The organism is Brumimicrobium sp. (assembly GCF_048268645.1).
GTDB classification, from domain to species: Bacteria; Bacteroidota; Bacteroidia; order Flavobacteriales_D; family Crocinitomicaceae; genus Brumimicrobium; species Brumimicrobium ulvae.
Window position 1 is genome coordinate 65,763 of record NZ_JBLWVE010000015.1, and the last position, 15,470, is coordinate 81,232.

The window sequence follows — 15,470 nt, forward strand, 5'->3', positions numbered from 1 at the left end:
CACTACTTTGTTCTAAAGAAGTACAAAATGAAAAAGATATTACTTGCGTTATTTATTGTTCTTGCTGGACTAACTCATTCACAGGAGGAAAAAACGCGTATTCTTTTCATTTTAGACGCTTCTAATTCCATGAATAAGAAATGGGGAGCCGAGTCAAGGTTTATTACCGCCAAAAGGATTCTATCTAATTCGGTTGATAGTTTAAGAGGCGTACCTAATTTAGAAATTGGTTTGCGTGTTTACGGACATCAATCGCCAATTACAGCAACATATCAAGATTGTGAAGACACTAAATTAGAGGTGCCATTTGGAGAAAACAATCACCAACTTATTTTAAATAAAATCAAAACCATACGTGCAAAAGGAACCACTCCAATAGCACGTTCTTTGGAACAAGCTGCGGGTGATTTTCCAGATAGGGAGGCCAGAAATATCATCATCTTAATTACGGATGGTGTAGAAGCTTGTGATGATGAGCCCTGTGTTATTGCAGATAAATTAAGGGCCAAAGGAATTACAATTAGCCCTTTTGTGATTGGACTCGGATTAGACATGTCTTATTTATCTCACTTTGATTGTTATGGAAACTATAAATCTGCAGAGGACCCAATGGCTTTTGAAGCTGTTTTAAAGAACGTGGTCAACAAAGCTTTGGTAAATACCACCGTTCAAATTAACCTCAACACTATTCACGGCAGACCAATAGAGACTGATGTTACAATGTTTCTTTACGAAGCCGGAACAAGCAATTTAAAATATACTTACACCCACACTTTAAATCATTTGGACTTACCAGATACTTTAATTTTAGATCCGTCTATCAAGTATGATTTAGTGGTAAAAACGCTTCCTCAAAAGGTAAAGAAGAACATAACCATTCAAAGGAATACACACAACACCATTGAATTGGATGCGCCTCAAGGAAAGTTAAAGTTCACTTTTGCTCAACCTACCAAATACGATTTTGTTGATGTTCGTGTGATGCAAAAGGGTGAATACCAAACCTTTAACACCCAAAAGTTCAATACGACTCAAGAATACATTGTTGGGGAATATGAAGTAGAAATCCTTACTTTGCCCAGAAGGTACAAAACGGTAAAAGTCGATCAGAGTTCTACCAACACGGTTTCTATAGACGCCCCTGGAGTGGTCAATTTATCGGCCTATAAATCAGTAACAGGCCAAATATTTGAAGTCAAAAACAACAATGAATTTGAGTGGGTTTGTGATTTAAATGAGCGGACAAAAAGCAATCAATTCATTTTACAACCGGGTAGATACGTTGTTATCTATCGTCAAGTGGATTTAAAAGAAACCACATATACAAAAGAAAAGCAATTCAGCATTTATTCTAATAAATCAATAACGATAAATTTATAATGGAAAAAGAAATCAAAATTTTAGGAGAAAAAGACACACGTTCCGGATTTGGAGAAGGACTACATGAATTAGGGAAAACTCACCCGAATGTTGTTGCTTTGTGTGCCGATTTAACGGGTTCTTTAAAAATGGATGCCTTTAAAGCTGATTTTCCAGATCGTTTTTTTCAAGTCGGAATTTCTGAAGCTAACATGATCAGTATGGCAGCAGGAATGACTATTGGTGGTAAAATTCCTTACACAGGAACTTTTGCTAACTTTTCAACAGGTCGAGTTTACGATCAAATTCGTCAATCTGTAGCCTACTCTAAAAAGAACGTTAAGATTTGTGCTTCTCATGCAGGATTAACACTAGGAGAAGATGGTGCCACACACCAAATTTTAGAAGATATTGGTATGATGAAAATGATGCCAAACATGACGGTTATTGTACCGGCTGACTTCAATCAAACCAAACAAGCGACAATTGCGATTGCTGATTTGGAAAGTCCTGTTTACCTTCGTTTTGGACGTCCTAAAGTTCCAATTTTCACAGCGCCAGATGCTGAATTTGTAATTGGAAAAGCAGATACAATTTTTGAAGGAAAAGACGTTTCCATCATCGCATGTGGACACATGGTTTACAAAGCGATTGAAGCAGCACAAGAGTTAGCCAAGGAAGGAATTGATGCAGAAGTAATCAATATGCATACGATTAAGCCTTTAGATGAGAAAGCAATTTTAGCTACTGTTAAAAAGACAGGATGTGTTGTTACTGCCGAAGAGCACATGATCAACGGAGGTTTAGGTGATGCAGTTGCTCAGGTTTTAAGCAGAAACACTCCTACTCCACAGGAATATGTAGGTGTAAATGACACATTTGGGGAAAGTGCTACTCCAGATGAACTAATGGCGAAATATAATATCGATACCATTGACGTCATAAAAGCAGCAAAAAAAGCGATTGCACGTAAATAAATTTCCTTGTCAAAATGGAAGAGCTTAACACTAGAGCAATACAATTTAAAGCAATACAAGGTCAAACGAGTCCTTTCCCATTCTTAATAGATGTAGATTATGCCAAAGGCAGTTATATTTATGACAAGAATGGAAAGGCTTATTTAGACATGATTGCCGGAGTTGCAGTAAATAACATAGGGCACAATCATCCTGAAGTTGTTGAAGCATTAAAAAGGCAAATTGACAAGCACCTACACGTCATGGTGTATGGAGAATTTATTCAGGATGCGCCACTAGAAATGGCAGAGCGTTTAACGGCACTACTGCCTTCTTCTTTAAATGCGGTTTATGCTGTTAATTCAGGAACAGAAGCCAATGAGGCTGCAATTAAATTGGCCAAAAGAGTAACCGGTAGAAGAGAAATTGTTTCTTGCTATGGGGCTTATCATGGAAGTACGAACGGAAGTTTAAGCTTATCAAGCAATGAAGTTAAGAAAAAGCCTTTTGAACCTTTGCTTCCCGAAGTTAAATTCATTCGCCATAATTCTATTGAAGATTTAGCGTTGATCACAGAAGAAACTGCTGGTGTTTTTATTGAAACCATACAAGGAGATGCTGGAGTTCGACAAGCCACTACCCCATACCTAAAAGCTTTACGTAAAAGATGTAACGATACAGGTACGCAGTTGATTTTCGATGAGATTCAATGTGGAATGGGGCGCTCTGGAAAGCACTTTGCATTTGAACATTCAGGTGTTGTTCCCGATATTCTCACTTTAGGGAAAGCTTTAGGTGGTGGAATGCCTATTGGAGCATTGGTCAGTGCACAAGAGAAGTTAGACTTATTTAGTCACGACCCGATTTTAGGTCACATCACAACTTTTGGAGGCCACCCTGTGGTTTGTGCAGCAGCTGCAGCAGGATTGAAGGTATTATCTGAAATAGATTACAATGAGGTTGAAAAAATAGGTCAATTTATAGAAGACGAACTACTTAAACACAGTTTAGTAAAATCCATTCGTAGAATTGGATTCATGTTTGCCATCGACATGGAGGATGCTGAAGTGGTATATCAAATCGTGATGAAATGCATGGACAAAGGACTGATTTCCTTTTGGTTTTTATCTCATCCCGACAGTTTTAGATTGAGTCCACCGTTGACTTTAAGTATGGAAGAAGCAAAAAAGGCTGTTGATATCATCAAAACAACCATTAATGAAGTTAAATCATAAGTTAAACTCTTATTCAAACAGTTTTTTATCGTGAACTAAAATTGAGTTTCTTTCTAAATGAATTAATCCTTGCTGTTTAAATTCATTTAAAATGGTGGTCACTTTTTGTCGGGAAATTCCTGTTATACTTGCAATCTCTTGATGCGTGAGTTTATGTTTAATTAGAATTTCATAACCGATAGGTCTACCCACCTCTTCGGCCATTTCCTTCATAAAATCAATTACCCGACGTCTTGAATCTTTAAGCATTACAGAGTCCAGTCGATTGTTTAACTTTTTATAATTAGACAAAACCTTATTGATGACTTTTTGATAAACGGCTGGCTGACTTTCAAGGACCTGTTTAAAAACCGTAGTTGGAATAGCTAAAACAACAGTTTCATTTTTCATAACAATAGCCGAATCGCTAAAATGAGTATAATTTTCGGGGTCTATTGCCGCTAATTCACCATAAAAATCACCAGTGCGAATAATTTTTTTGATGCCTTCTTTTTGCGTTTCTGAGATCTTAACAATCTTCACTCTTCCCTGCACAACGAAGTATACTCGATCCATTCTGTCACCAGATTGAAAAATAACATCCTTTTTATTGTACTTATATTTTACAATTGAATTTTGTAGAACAATTTTCTGATCTGGACTTAGTTCATCAAACAATTCTATATTGTCCAACAACCACAACTTTGCATTATTTTTAGCCATCGTTCGCTTCTTAATACCAATTTTAATAAAACCAAAGGTTCTTACTAAACATAAAACAATAAGTAATTAAAATTGTTCAGCGCGAAACTCTAAAAACCAAACCATTTACGATTAAATGATACCCTACTTTTCTATCAGCGGCGATTGACAATAGTTTTTTATCTCAAAACCCGAAGAATTCAACGGTGCTCGAAAAGACAAGAAACAAGCATTGGGTTAGGAAAAAAAGAATTAAAAAAGCAGAAACAAATTAATGCTCCTGCTTTTCCAATCAATTAATTTTATTTTTTTAGCTTGTAAACAACATCTCTCTCAACTTAGGGAAAGGCCAAGTTTCATCGTCCACTAAAATTTCTAATTTATCGGTATGGTAAGATATTTCTTTAAAGAAAACACGCACTGTATCACGATAAGCTTCAGCTCTTTTTTGAACGTCTTCAATTTTATTCGCTTTTTTTCTGTTCTCAAGCATTGTACGGGCATATTCTTGCATCTTGTTCATGTGTTTCGACAAATCAACCAAAAGTTGTCTTTGAGCTTTTGTAGCTTCCTTTTCGTCTTTTCCAAGAATATCAGTGATCCCCTTGATGTTTTCGATTAACTTATTTTGATAATCAACAACTACTGGAATAATATGATTTTGTGTTAAGTCACCAATTAAACGCGCTTCAATTTGAATACGCATAATGTACTTTTCAAATTCAATTTCTTGACGGGCAAGCAGTTCTCTTTTCGTAAAAACTTCCATCCTTTCAAAAACATCGATAACATCTTGACGTTCCCAAACCTTTAGCGCACTTGGTGTATCTTTAAGGTTACTCAACCCACGTTTAGCGGCTTCTTTCACCCATTCTTCACCATATCCATTTCCTTCAAAACGAATACTTTTAGATTCTTTAATCAGTTTTTGAAGTTCTTTTAAGATTGCTTCATCTTTACCATCACCGCCTTTAATTCTTTTGTCAACCGCTATTTTAAACAATTGTAATTGTCGCGCCACAATAGTATTAATGGTAATCATAGGTTGAGCACAATTTGCTAAAGAACCTACTGCTCTGTATTCAAACTTATTTCCTGTAAAGGCAAAAGGAGAAGTCCGATTTCTATCAGTATTATCCAACAAAATCTGTGGTATTTTACCGATGTTCAATTTTAATTCTGTTTTATCTGCTGGTGTCATTTTTCCAGCTTTAATGTTCTTTTCTAAATCATCAAGCAACTGTGTTAAATGAGAACCAATAAACGCAGAAACGATTGCTGGTGGTGCTTCATGTCCTCCTAAACGGTGGTCATTTGAGGCACTTGCAATAGAAGCCCTTAAGGTATCAGAATGCTCATGAATAGCTTTAATGGTATTCACAAAGAAAGTCAAAAACTGTAAGTTACTTTTTGGATTCTTTCCTGGGGCCAACAAGTTCACACCTGTATCTGTGGCTAATGCCCAATTATTGTGTTTTCCTGATCCATTTAGTCCAGGAAAAGGTTTTTCATGCAAAACAACTCTAAAATCATGACGTCTCGCAATTTTCTCTAGCAAGTCCATTAACAATAAGTTATGATCATTGGCCAAGTTACACTCTTCAAAAATAGGTGCACATTCAAATTGATTTGGCGCCACTTCATTGTGACGGGTAGTTACAGGAATCCCTAGGCGAATCGCTTCCATTTCAAACTCACGCATAAAATTAGTTACACGTGCTGGAATAGAACCAAAGTAGTGGTCATCCAGTTGTTGACCTTTTGCTGGGGGATGTCCAAAAAGCACACGTCCAGTCATCATCAAATCGGGACGTGCATTATAAAAGGCTTTATCAATAAGAAAGTATTCTTGTTCCCAACCTAAAGTTGCATTTACTTTGGTAACATTTTTATCAAAATACTTACAGACTTCTACTGCTGCTTTATCTACAGCGTTTAAGGCTTTTAAAAGAGGCATTTTATAATCCAAGGCTTCTCCTGTATACGCAATAAAAATGGTTGGAATACAGAGTGTGTTTGAAATCACGAAAGCTGGAGACGATGGATCCCAAGCAGTATATCCTCGCGCTTCGAAAGTGTTTCTTATTCCTCCATTAGGAAAAGAAGATGCGTCTGGTTCTTGCTGAACCAATAAATCACCGCTAAACTGTTCGATTGCTCTACCTGGACCAATAGGTTTAAAAAATGCATCATGTTTTTCTGCAGTCGCACCTGTTAAAGGTTGAAACCAGTGTGTATAGTGTGTTGCACCTTTTTCTAAAGCCCATTCTTTCATAGCTGAGGCTGCAACATCTGCAATATTTCGGTCAATTTTCGTACCGTGTTGAATGGCACTTTTTATAGATTTATACGCTTGTTCTGGAAGGTATTCACGCATTTTATCTTCATAAAATACATTTTCTCCGAATTTTTCTGAAATTTTCCCTGTCCATTCAAACTTTTTTGGTTCGCGATGTAAAACATCTTGGTAGGCATTTAAACGTGCTGATGACATACTTTTAATTTTGTTTCGTCAAAAGTAGACAATTCAAATTAAAAAATATTACTAAAACTTACTTTTTTTTGAACATCCCCCTTAAAAACATGGGGTGATCTTAAAATAATTGGTATTTAAACAGATTCACCCCCTTAAAACAAGGGCTTATTTTAAAGAATCAATAAATTTTCGAATCGCCTCATCATGTTCTTTTTTCAATTCAGGAGCTACAATTCCATTTTCTTTTGAAAAATTATCATCAAACGATGGAAACGAATAAATAGAAATAAGTTGTGCACCAAACTTTGGAAAGCGTTTTTCTGCAGCGCCCAAAACATTTTTAGCACCATAACCTCCTGGAGAGGCTCCCATCAATAGTACAGGCATATTTTTAAAGAAACCCGTTTCACAACGTGAACACCAATCCAATAAGTTTTTCACAGCCACAGTATACGATCCATTATGCTCTGCAAGAGATATTACTAGACCATCTGCTGTCTGGACTTTATCTATAAAATCATGAACTGCTTGAGGAATTCCACTTTCCTTTTCTAAATCTATTCCATAAATTGGCAAAGGATAATCTGTGATGTCAAGCTCTTCAGTTTCTGCTGAAGTAATCTGACTTAATGTATATTTAACTAACTGTTTATTGATCGACTTTTTACTATTACTTCCAGCGAAACCGATAATTTTCATTTTTGACTCAGTATTTTGTTTGAATAATGTTCGTTCAACAAATTTACAATTTTTGTGGAGATAGCATTCACATAACGTTTTGTTCTGTAACCTCCCACCCAAACTAGTCCATTTACAGCATTGGTTAAGAAAACTTCATCTGCGATCAATAAGTTTTGCGGCATTATAGCTGACTCATACACTTTGATTCCATTGGCGATTGCTAAATTGATTACAGTCATTCTCATTGTACCTCCCAAACAACCTTCTTTAAGGCAAGGAGTATATAAAACACCATTACTAACAACGAACAAATTTGAGCTTGTGCTTTCCAGGATTCCCCCTTTGGAGTTAGTAATCAACACATCGTCTAAGTCTCTTTCTCTGGCATCTATAGCTCCCATGACATAGACCAGACCATTTTTGGTTTTAAAATTGGCCAGAATATTATTTTCCTTCCTTATTGCAGTGTAAAGGTCCACCTCAATTCCTTTTTGATTCAAAACAAATTCGTTCTTTTCAACAGGATATATTTCTATGAAATAAGTCACCTCATTGGTTTCCGGTCGATAAGTTCCTCCACGTGATCGATCCACAGACAGTCGGACTCTTCCCCCACCTTCAATTTTAGAATGTTTTGCCAATTCTTTGATTCTTTCCGAAAAAAACGCAGAAGTAAAAAAGTTTGGTATTCTCATTTTTAGCGCGCTCATTCCCTCTTTAAGCCGCAAAATATGAATATCCAAGTTTATTGGAGCACCATCAATGAGGCGTATAGTTTCAAATAATCCATCTCCGTAAAGATGTCCTCTGTTTCCTGCTTCAAGTGTTGCTCCCTTATTGGGTAACAGTTCACCATTATTGTTTACGAATAATTCTTCCATATTAATTCAGTATATGTTCAATAAATGCGGTGGATTTATCAAAGTTGATGAGTAATACGTATAAAATTCCAAATATTGCCCCTCCAAAGTGCGCATCATGAGCCACATTGGTTCCTCCTTTTTTGCTCATGTAAAATTCAAAACCAAGATAAAGAATTCCAAAAAGCCAAGCAGGAATTTCAAATGGAATAAACATGATATAAATTCCTCCTTGTGGATACCATAAAATGGAAGCAAACAAAACCGAAGCTACGGCACCTGAAGCACCCAGACTCATGTAATTTGGATTTTCTTTGTTCCTGAGATACGGCCAAATTGAAGCGGCCAATCCTCCTAAAAAATAGAGCATAAAAAAGTGTAAACTGCCTAGTCCGACTCCAAAATGGAAGTTTAAAAATTGCTCCATCAATTGTCCAAAGGAGAATAAAACGAACATATTAAACAATAAATGCAGCGTATCTCCATGGATAAAAACATGGGAAATAATTCTATACAACTCGTTTTCTTTGTTCACCTTGTAGGGATAGAAAATCCATTTATACTTGAGCTCAGCATCTTTAAAAGCTCTAAAAGAAAGCAGTACTGTGACAGCAATAATTACAATAGTGACTGGAAATTCTTGTATTTGCATAAGTAATTTTTAACCAATTTTATTTAAACCGCTGTTTTTATTTTAATAATGCCTAATTTTACTCATAATCACTTACTTTCAATGAATAGTAAAATTTTAACAGTTTACGTAGTGTTTTTTTCAGGGTTATTCCTTTCAGGATGTAACTCTAACTTTGAATTTAACGATAATGAATCGAAAATTGAAAACAAAATAGACCAATCCACAGCATTAATCGATGAATCGATGATTCAGGCCATGAAAATTGATAAAAATGCAAAAAAATGGGCCATAGACTTGTATAATTTGAATAAAAATCATGCTTTTTGGATTAAATCTGAAAGTATTTCTTCTGATCAAGCTTTATTTTTTGCTTATGTCAATTCTGATACTGCTTTAAACATTCCTTTTGGGTACTTTTCCACTCCTTCCTATAAAAACGAAACTACGCTTTTTGAAAAAGAAGTAATCACTGCCCTTCGGTGTGCAGAGTTCTTGAACTTAAAGGATACCAGTATTTTCAACCATCAGAAAAACACAGCTAATATTTCTCAACGCGTCTCTGCCGAACATTTTATAGACTTTTTCAATGCCTTCGACAACCCATCTTGGATTGCACATTTATTGAATTTTAAAGAGAACAATAAACACCTGGTGAAGATGCACTTGGCCATGAATAAATTCACAAAAAAGTATGGGATAGAGACCAATACAAACAGTGAAATCCCAACAGATTTAAAAGACTCTTTGGCTGTATTTCATTTCATTTCCCAACAATTGATGAAACGTAATTTCATTGAAGACACTACGCTTAAACAAGATGAATTAGTAGAACAACTTCGCCAATATCAATTTTTAAATGGACTGAATACAGATGGAGCAATCGGAAGAAACACTATAGGGGCGTTGACAGAGACCAACTATTCTCGATACTTGAAAGGAGTTCTTAGCATCGATAAATTAAGAGGATTCCCTGATTCATTAATTGGCAAAAAACGCATTGTTATAAATATCCCTAGTTACCTATTGCATTTGTATATTGACGATCAAATAGTGAACACTTCAAAAGTTATTGTTGGGACGCAGAAAAATCAAACTCCTTTGTTTACTGCAACTATGCAATATTTTGTTGTTAATCCTTATTGGAATGTTCCATATTCGATAGCGAGCAAAGAAATACTTCCGCACCTTAAGAAAGACAGCAGCTATTTGAGACGTAACAACTATACTTTGTTGGATAGAAACAAGAATATTTTGATTGCAGATAGCATCAACTGGAAGAATATTTCCCCATCAAACTTTCCTTATTTTGTGCGACAAGAGCCAGGTCCAAGAAACAGTTTAGGCCTGGTAAAACTTATGTTTCCTAACGACCATGCAATCTACATACACGATACTCCTTCGAAATCATTATTCTCCAGAGATGAACGAACTTTTAGTCATGGTTGTATCAGAACAGAGCATCCCTTTAAGTTGGCCCATGATATACTCGCATCAGAAAATCACAAATACATCGATTCAGTCGAACACTACTTAACTTTACCAAAAGAAACCTATCTAATACTCGGGGAAAAATTTCCTGTCACAATTGTTTATCATACCGCAGGAGTTAATGATTCAACCCAAGAGGTTCAGTTTTATAAAGACATCTATAAAAAGGAGGAAGAAATAAATCAACTTTTTCAATCTACGCCTAAGGAGAATTAAACAAAGAAATTTGTACTTTCGCATAAAAAAAGAAATATGAGTACAATTGTATCCCCTTCAGTTTTATCTGCCGATTTCGCAAATTTAGAGCGCGATGTAAAAATGCTTAACAAGAGTAATGCAGAATGGCTTCATATTGATATTATGGACGGTCAGTTCGTACCCAACATTTCTTTTGGTTTACCTGTAATGAAAGCCATTCATAAACATGCGACAAAGCCTTTGGATGTACATTTAATGATTGCAACACCTGATGATTACATTGATGAATTTAAAGATGCCGGCGCTGAAATACTCACCGTACATTACGAAGCTTGCACTCATTTACACCGCAGCTTGCAGCGCATTAAATCTGCAGGAATGAAAGCTGGTGTAGCATTGAATCCACATACGCCAGTTGATTTATTAAAAGACATTATTCACGATATTGACTTGGTTTTAATCATGTCTGTTAATCCAGGATTTGGAGGTCAGAAATTCATTCCTCAAGCAGTTGAAAAAGTTCGTGCATTAAAAACATTGATTACTAATGCAAAAGCAACTACATTGATTGAAGTCGATGGTGGAGTAAATTTAGAAACAGGAAAGTTATTGGTTGAAGCTGGTGCTGATGCTTTAGTTGCAGGTAGTTTTGTCTTTGGTTCTGAGGATCCAATAAAGACAATTGAGAAGCTAGGGGAATTATAAAGTACAATTGAATAGAGACTTCGAGCGAAAACACTCTATATATACCACTTTCACACTATAAAAAAACAATGGCGTCGTTGCATTCAACGGCGCCATTGTTTCTTCATTTAATCTTCTTTATTAAAAGCACTCAACATCCAGTGCATTTTTTCTCTTCTTCTCATGAATCCTGTCACTAAATCATCTGTTGAGATATCTCCAATTTCACGGGCTGATTCCACAGCATCTACCATGAAAGAGAATAAGATTTCAAAATCTTCCAGAATTTCTTCGACTATCTCTTTTGAGCTCAAATCAGTTCCGGTTTCTTTGATTTCTGAAATTTCTAGATATTCTTTCAAAGTACTGATTGGAGTTGCGCCAAAAACTCTAATTCTTTCTGCAATTTCATCGATCTCGCCAAGCACCTCAGTGTATTCAGCTTCTGTCTTCTCATGAATATCAAAAAATTCTCCTCCCATTACATTCCAATGGTAGTTACGAAGTTTTTGATAATGCACATGTAAATTAGCCAATAATAAATTAAGGTTATTAACTACTTTTTCTGATTCTTCGGAATCAAATCCTAATCTTTTGTATTCTTTCATTTTACTTTTCCTTTTTTAAAATTTGTAATAATTCATTTCTGTATTTCTCCAATGATTTAACAAAATCATCACTGTTTTTGTTTTGATTATTGGGTATTGTTGTTGGAGATTCCATCATTAATTTATAAGTAGACGGCCTTTCTGTTCTTAAGCGATTGGTCAAGTCATTGATTTCTTTCTGTAACTGTTCTTGTTTGTCCATATTTTGATTCAATTATAATTATCATTTTAACACTATTAATTTAAGAAGAAGATTTAGATTAGCAGTAGTTTTTTCTTTAAAAATCTATAAAATGACCAAAATCAATAGTTTTCTTGTGATTTTATTGTTTAGGTCATGATATTCACAAAACCCAAATTATTTAGGATATATTTATGGAAAAAAGTAAATTACAACATCACTATTATTAGATGGACATTACAAGAGAAAAATACGAGCAGTATTCTGATGATGAGTTGCTGAACAATTATCGTTCTCGGCATGACAAAAAAATCATCGGTGAACTTTATAAACGTTATGGTCACCTTGTTTTTGGAACGTGTTTGAATTACTTAAAAAACAAAAACGACGCCGAAGACATTGTAATGGAAATCTTCATGACTTTAGGAGATAAAATCCTAAAACACGAAATCAAATACTTCAAATCTTGGTTATTTGTCCTGACAAAGAACAGTTGTTTAATGCGTTTAAGAAAGAAAAAGCACAACAACATTCCAATCAATGAAGAACTCATTGCAGACCATGACGAAGTTGAAGAAAAAGAGATAAAAGAAATACAATTAAACGAATTAGAAAAGGCGATTAATGAATTAGATCCGCCGCAAGACGAAGTCATTAAGCTTTTCTATATTCAACAAATGACCTACAAAGAAGTTAGTGAAAAGCTAAATCTTACTTTAAACAAGGTTAAAAGCGCGATTCAAAATGGGAAGCGTAACTTAAAAATTAAACTCAAGGAACATGATCTTTTTAAATCTGCTTAATAGAATTTTTGGTCCGAAAAAACCTTTGCATCGTCAAGAGATTGATGACTACAAAAAAGGGACTGGGAATACGCACGACATAGAAGAAAAAGCAGCTGACACAGACCTTAATTCAGAAGCATTAGAAGGTTGGACATCAGTTGATTTCTCTGTAAAAGATGGAATGACCAATGTCGATAAAAAAATGAACAACTTCCTTTCTGGTCAATCTAATCCTCGCAATGGTGGTAACAAAGGAATGATCTTAAGCTTTGCTTTGTTTGTCATTACCATGTTGGTCTTAATTATTTTCACCTACCAAGGAAACAAAGTTGTTGACGAACAAACAATTGTGCAGGCCGAAAAGATGGAACAACCATCAAAAATTGAAGAAGTCGATTTGTACACCGAGATTCCACGCGAAAAACAAATCACAAGCACCGAACTGAAGAAAGCGGATGAGATTAAAAACAATAATATCATCAATGAAAAACAATTAAAGGAGAGTGGAACTCCCATCAAAGATGATGTTGATCAAACAAACGCTTTAAATTCAGTGGATGTTGATTTAGAACTCCCTATACAATCCAGTGGTAAAATTTCTAATCGTTCGAATAACACCTTGGTTTATAATCAAGCCAAGGAGGTTTATTTACATTCTTTAAAAAATGTCGATTATCGCGCTTACCGTGATCGTCCCATTAAAGTAGATCACAATTTAGAGATTGGAATTCCCGCAAATATGGCCACTGAAAATGATCAGCAAGAATTTATTCAATCTGGTGTTCATGAAATCGCATACATCGATTACCTGACCCGAAGTGCTGAGATATTTAGTCAAGGAAACTATAAAACAGCATTAAAAAGATACTTGACCATTCTGGATACTTACCCCGATGATGTCAACGCTAATTTTTATGGGGGATTGTGTTATTTTAATCTAGGTCAATTTGACCAATCACATCAGTTGTTTAGAAACGCATATTCTTTAGGATATGGAAACTTTAGAGAAGAAGCAATGTGGTTTTCTGCTCGAGCAAATTACGAAGAGAAGAATGATTTAAAAGCGAAGTATTTCCTTAAGAAAATCATCAATGAAGGTGGGTTTTATAGTGAGCAGGCCAAAGAGTTATTAGAGACCATCGAGAAGAAATAGCCAACAAAAGATAATTAAGAGCACATTAAATCAAAAGCACATTAAGAGGTCTGACTTGCTTCTGTATTTTTTTAATGCAACGCCTGGTTTTTTATTGGTCTCCGAAAGCGTTCAAACTATGCTCCCGAAAGGCCTCGGGATTAGTGCAACTCGCTTTAGCTTCTAAAAGCTTATCAGATAGTAGATACTAGACATTAAATGTTCCACATTAGACAAAAATCAAATGTCTAACATTTAATGTCTACTTTTTTTTACACTTAGAGAGCTTTTTTCTAGTCGGTATTCCCTAAAAGAAATTCTTCCCTTCTCTCACCATTCTTTTTAGCATTGGACTTGGACGGTAACGGTCTTCACCATACTCTTCAAATAATGTTTCTAATTGCTCTAGCACATTTTTGATTCCAATTTCGTCAGCCCATTTCAACAATCCTTTTGGATAGTTTACACCCTTGGTCATGGCTAAATCGATATCTTCTTTTGTGGCAACATTTAAAAACAAAGCATCTGCTGCTTCGTTAATAAGCATTACCAAAATTCTATTTAATATTTCCTTTCCTAGAACCTCATCTTTAACAGGTTCTGGTGTCACCGCATTTTCACTGTAATCGAAGTAACCTCTCCCCGACTTTCTTCCTAAGTAACCTGCTTCTGCATGACGTTTTTGCGTAAACGAGGGCTTGTATCTTGGATCATAATAAAACGCCTTAAATACCGTTTCAGTCACTGTATAATTGATGTCATTTCCAATGTAATCCATCAAAGTGAATGGTCCCATTCTGAATCCTCCTAATGCTGTCATGGCCCAATCGATAGTTGCAAAATCCGCGACACCTTCTTCGTAAATCCTCAAAGCCTCACCATAAAATGGACGAGCAACTCTATTTACAATAAAACCAGGAGTATCTTTAGCCAATACAGTTACTTTATTCCAAGCATCAATAATAGCTCTTGCATTTTCAGTTACCACTTCACTTGTTTGCACTGCAGGAATTATTTCAACCAAAGGCATTAAAGGAGCAGGATTAAAAAAGTGAATGCCGATTACGCGGCTTGGGTTGTTCAATACTGATCCAATTGCGGCGATAGAAAGCGAAGAAGTATTTGAAGCCAGAATACAATTTTCGTCAACAATAGACTCTAACTGTTTAAACACCGCGTGTTTTATTTCAATATTCTCTACAATTGCCTCAATAATCAATCCCGAGCCTTCAAAATCATTCATTTGTGTAGAAAAACGGATTCTACCAAACACTTCATTTCCAAAGTCTTCCGTCCACTTGCTTTTTTCGATTAAGCGTTCGATAATTTTCTGTAAACTTGCCTTCGCTTTTGTTAAAGCACTTTCATTGACATCTACGAGAACTAATCTATGTCCAGATTGTGCGGCAACTTGTGCTATTCCAGCTCCCATTGTCCCAGCGCCTAGTACACCTATTTTAATTTTACTCATTTATTTTTACTTTATCTCGTTTAGTATTTTTATTTCAAGGC

General features: G+C 35.5%; 15 protein-coding genes. 7 read left to right on the forward strand and 8 right to left on the reverse strand.

Going from position 1 to position 15,470, the window contains the following annotated elements; translation table 11 throughout:
* The first annotated feature begins 27 nt into the window (after positions 1 to 27).
* From ACN0U3_RS11625 to ACN0U3_RS11635, 3 genes are read left to right on the forward strand one after another with little or no spacing between them, the layout of a single operon-like run.
* The gene (locus tag ACN0U3_RS11625) at positions 28 to 1,380 is read left to right on the forward strand and encodes a vWA domain-containing protein (RefSeq protein WP_417266352.1); all 1,353 of its coding nucleotides are present in this window, start codon (positions 28 to 30) and stop codon (positions 1,378 to 1,380) included.
* Positions 1,380 to 2,336 (forward strand): transketolase family protein, encoded by a 957-nt coding sequence (locus ACN0U3_RS11630; protein ID WP_417266353.1) that lies wholly within the window; start codon positions 1,380 to 1,382, stop codon positions 2,334 to 2,336. The genes ACN0U3_RS11625 and ACN0U3_RS11630 overlap by 1 nt, the downstream gene beginning before the upstream one ends.
* 14 nt (positions 2,337 to 2,350) lie before the next feature.
* Complete coding sequence (locus ACN0U3_RS11635) at positions 2,351 to 3,550, forward strand: aspartate aminotransferase family protein (RefSeq protein ID WP_417266354.1); 1,200 nt, start codon at positions 2,351 to 2,353, stop codon at positions 3,548 to 3,550.
* Positions 3,551 to 3,559: 9 nt separating this feature from the next.
* On the opposite strand, the gene ACN0U3_RS11640 is transcribed toward ACN0U3_RS11635, so the two are convergent.
* The 5 genes from ACN0U3_RS11640 to ACN0U3_RS11660 all read right to left on the reverse strand — a co-directional run bounded on the left by ACN0U3_RS11640 (position 3,560) and on the right by ACN0U3_RS11660 (position 8,900).
* Positions 3,560 to 4,252 carry a Crp/Fnr family transcriptional regulator gene (locus ACN0U3_RS11640; RefSeq protein ID WP_417266355.1) on the reverse strand — a complete coding sequence of 231 codons (693 nt, stop codon included), beginning with the start codon at positions 4,250 to 4,252 and terminating at the stop codon, positions 3,560 to 3,562.
* A 289-nt stretch (positions 4,253 to 4,541) separates the two neighbouring features.
* Positions 4,542 to 6,725 (reverse strand): glutamine synthetase III, encoded by a 2,184-nt coding sequence (locus tag ACN0U3_RS11645; protein WP_417266356.1) that lies wholly within the window; start codon positions 6,723 to 6,725, stop codon positions 4,542 to 4,544.
* Between the two features lie 147 nt (positions 6,726 to 6,872).
* Positions 6,873 to 7,406 carry an NADPH-dependent FMN reductase gene (locus tag ACN0U3_RS11650; protein WP_417266357.1) on the reverse strand — a complete coding sequence of 178 codons (534 nt, stop codon included), beginning with the start codon at positions 7,404 to 7,406 and terminating at the stop codon, positions 6,873 to 6,875.
* Entirely contained in the window at positions 7,403 to 8,269 is an 867-nt protein-coding gene (locus ACN0U3_RS11655; protein WP_417266358.1) for an aminotransferase class IV, read from the reverse strand. Before ACN0U3_RS11655 ends, ACN0U3_RS11650 begins: the two co-directional genes overlap by 4 nt.
* Position 8,270: 1 nt before the next feature.
* Positions 8,271 to 8,900, reverse strand: a complete 630-nt coding sequence (locus ACN0U3_RS11660) for a rhomboid family intramembrane serine protease (RefSeq protein ID WP_417266359.1) — start codon at positions 8,898 to 8,900, stop codon at positions 8,271 to 8,273.
* Positions 8,901 to 8,981: 81 nt separating this feature from the next.
* Here ACN0U3_RS11660 and ACN0U3_RS11665 point away from each other — a divergent pair, with 81 nt between their 5' ends.
* A complete protein-coding gene (locus tag ACN0U3_RS11665) occupies positions 8,982 to 10,586 on the forward strand; it encodes a L,D-transpeptidase family protein (RefSeq protein WP_417266360.1) in 1,605 nt (534 codons plus the stop codon).
* A 36-nt stretch (positions 10,587 to 10,622) separates the two neighbouring features.
* The gene (rpe, locus tag ACN0U3_RS11670; RefSeq protein WP_299207587.1) at positions 10,623 to 11,273 is read left to right on the forward strand and encodes a ribulose-phosphate 3-epimerase; all 651 of its coding nucleotides are present in this window, start codon (positions 10,623 to 10,625) and stop codon (positions 11,271 to 11,273) included.
* A 107-nt stretch (positions 11,274 to 11,380) separates the two neighbouring features.
* Here rpe and ACN0U3_RS11675 read toward each other — a convergent pair whose 3' ends face one another.
* Both ACN0U3_RS11675 and ACN0U3_RS11680 read right to left on the reverse strand, forming a co-directional pair.
* Positions 11,381 to 11,860, reverse strand: coding sequence for a Dps family protein (locus ACN0U3_RS11675; protein ID WP_417266361.1), 480 nt, complete (start codon positions 11,858 to 11,860; stop codon positions 11,381 to 11,383).
* A 1-nt stretch (position 11,861) separates the two neighbouring features.
* A complete protein-coding gene (locus ACN0U3_RS11680; RefSeq protein WP_299207579.1) occupies positions 11,862 to 12,062 on the reverse strand; it encodes a hypothetical protein in 201 nt (66 codons plus the stop codon).
* Positions 12,063 to 12,271: 209 nt separating this feature from the next.
* Here ACN0U3_RS11680 and ACN0U3_RS11685 point away from each other — a divergent pair, with 209 nt between their 5' ends.
* Both ACN0U3_RS11685 and ACN0U3_RS11690 read left to right on the forward strand, forming a co-directional pair.
* Positions 12,272 to 12,844 (forward strand): RNA polymerase sigma factor, encoded by a 573-nt coding sequence (locus ACN0U3_RS11685; protein ID WP_417266362.1) that lies wholly within the window; start codon positions 12,272 to 12,274, stop codon positions 12,842 to 12,844.
* Entirely contained in the window at positions 12,822 to 13,979 is a 1,158-nt protein-coding gene (locus ACN0U3_RS11690) for a tetratricopeptide repeat protein (RefSeq protein ID WP_417266363.1), read from the forward strand. The genes ACN0U3_RS11685 and ACN0U3_RS11690 overlap by 23 nt, the downstream gene beginning before the upstream one ends.
* Before the next feature lie 286 nt (positions 13,980 to 14,265).
* Here the strand turns inward: ACN0U3_RS11690 and ACN0U3_RS11695 are convergent, their stop codons facing one another.
* Positions 14,266 to 15,420 (reverse strand): 3-hydroxyacyl-CoA dehydrogenase NAD-binding domain-containing protein, encoded by a 1,155-nt coding sequence (locus ACN0U3_RS11695; protein ID WP_417266377.1) that lies wholly within the window; start codon positions 15,418 to 15,420, stop codon positions 14,266 to 14,268.
* Positions 15,421 to 15,470: the final 50 nt, after the last annotated feature.

Bases quoted from the DNA above. Each gene is read 5' to 3' on its own strand.
- ACN0U3_RS11625 (WP_417266352.1), top strand. From the start codon at position 28: ATGAAAAAGATATTACTTGCGTTATTTATTGTTCTTGCTGGACTAACT.
- ACN0U3_RS11630 (WP_417266353.1), top strand. From the start codon at position 1,380: ATGGAAAAAGAAATCAAAATTTTAGGAGAAAAAGACACACGTTCCGGA.
- ACN0U3_RS11635 (WP_417266354.1), top strand. From the start codon at position 2,351: ATGGAAGAGCTTAACACTAGAGCAATACAATTTAAAGCAATACAAGGT.
- ACN0U3_RS11640 (WP_417266355.1), bottom strand. From the start codon at position 4,252: ATGGCTAAAAATAATGCAAAGTTGTGGTTGTTGGACAATATAGAATTG.
- ACN0U3_RS11645 (WP_417266356.1), bottom strand. From the start codon at position 6,725: ATGTCATCAGCACGTTTAAATGCCTACCAAGATGTTTTACATCGCGAA.
- ACN0U3_RS11650 (WP_417266357.1), bottom strand. From the start codon at position 7,406: ATGAAAATTATCGGTTTCGCTGGAAGTAATAGTAAAAAGTCGATCAAT.
- ACN0U3_RS11655 (WP_417266358.1), bottom strand. From the start codon at position 8,269: ATGGAAGAATTATTCGTAAACAATAATGGTGAACTGTTACCCAATAAG.
- ACN0U3_RS11660 (WP_417266359.1), bottom strand. From the start codon at position 8,900: ATGCAAATACAAGAATTTCCAGTCACTATTGTAATTATTGCTGTCACA.
- ACN0U3_RS11665 (WP_417266360.1), top strand. From the start codon at position 8,982: ATGAATAGTAAAATTTTAACAGTTTACGTAGTGTTTTTTTCAGGGTTA.
- rpe (WP_299207587.1), top strand. From the start codon at position 10,623: ATGAGTACAATTGTATCCCCTTCAGTTTTATCTGCCGATTTCGCAAAT.
- ACN0U3_RS11675 (WP_417266361.1), bottom strand. From the start codon at position 11,860: ATGAAAGAATACAAAAGATTAGGATTTGATTCCGAAGAATCAGAAAAA.
- ACN0U3_RS11680 (WP_299207579.1), bottom strand. From the start codon at position 12,062: ATGGACAAACAAGAACAGTTACAGAAAGAAATCAATGACTTGACCAAT.
- ACN0U3_RS11685 (WP_417266362.1), top strand. From the start codon at position 12,272: ATGGACATTACAAGAGAAAAATACGAGCAGTATTCTGATGATGAGTTG.
- ACN0U3_RS11690 (WP_417266363.1), top strand. From the start codon at position 12,822: ATGATCTTTTTAAATCTGCTTAATAGAATTTTTGGTCCGAAAAAACCT.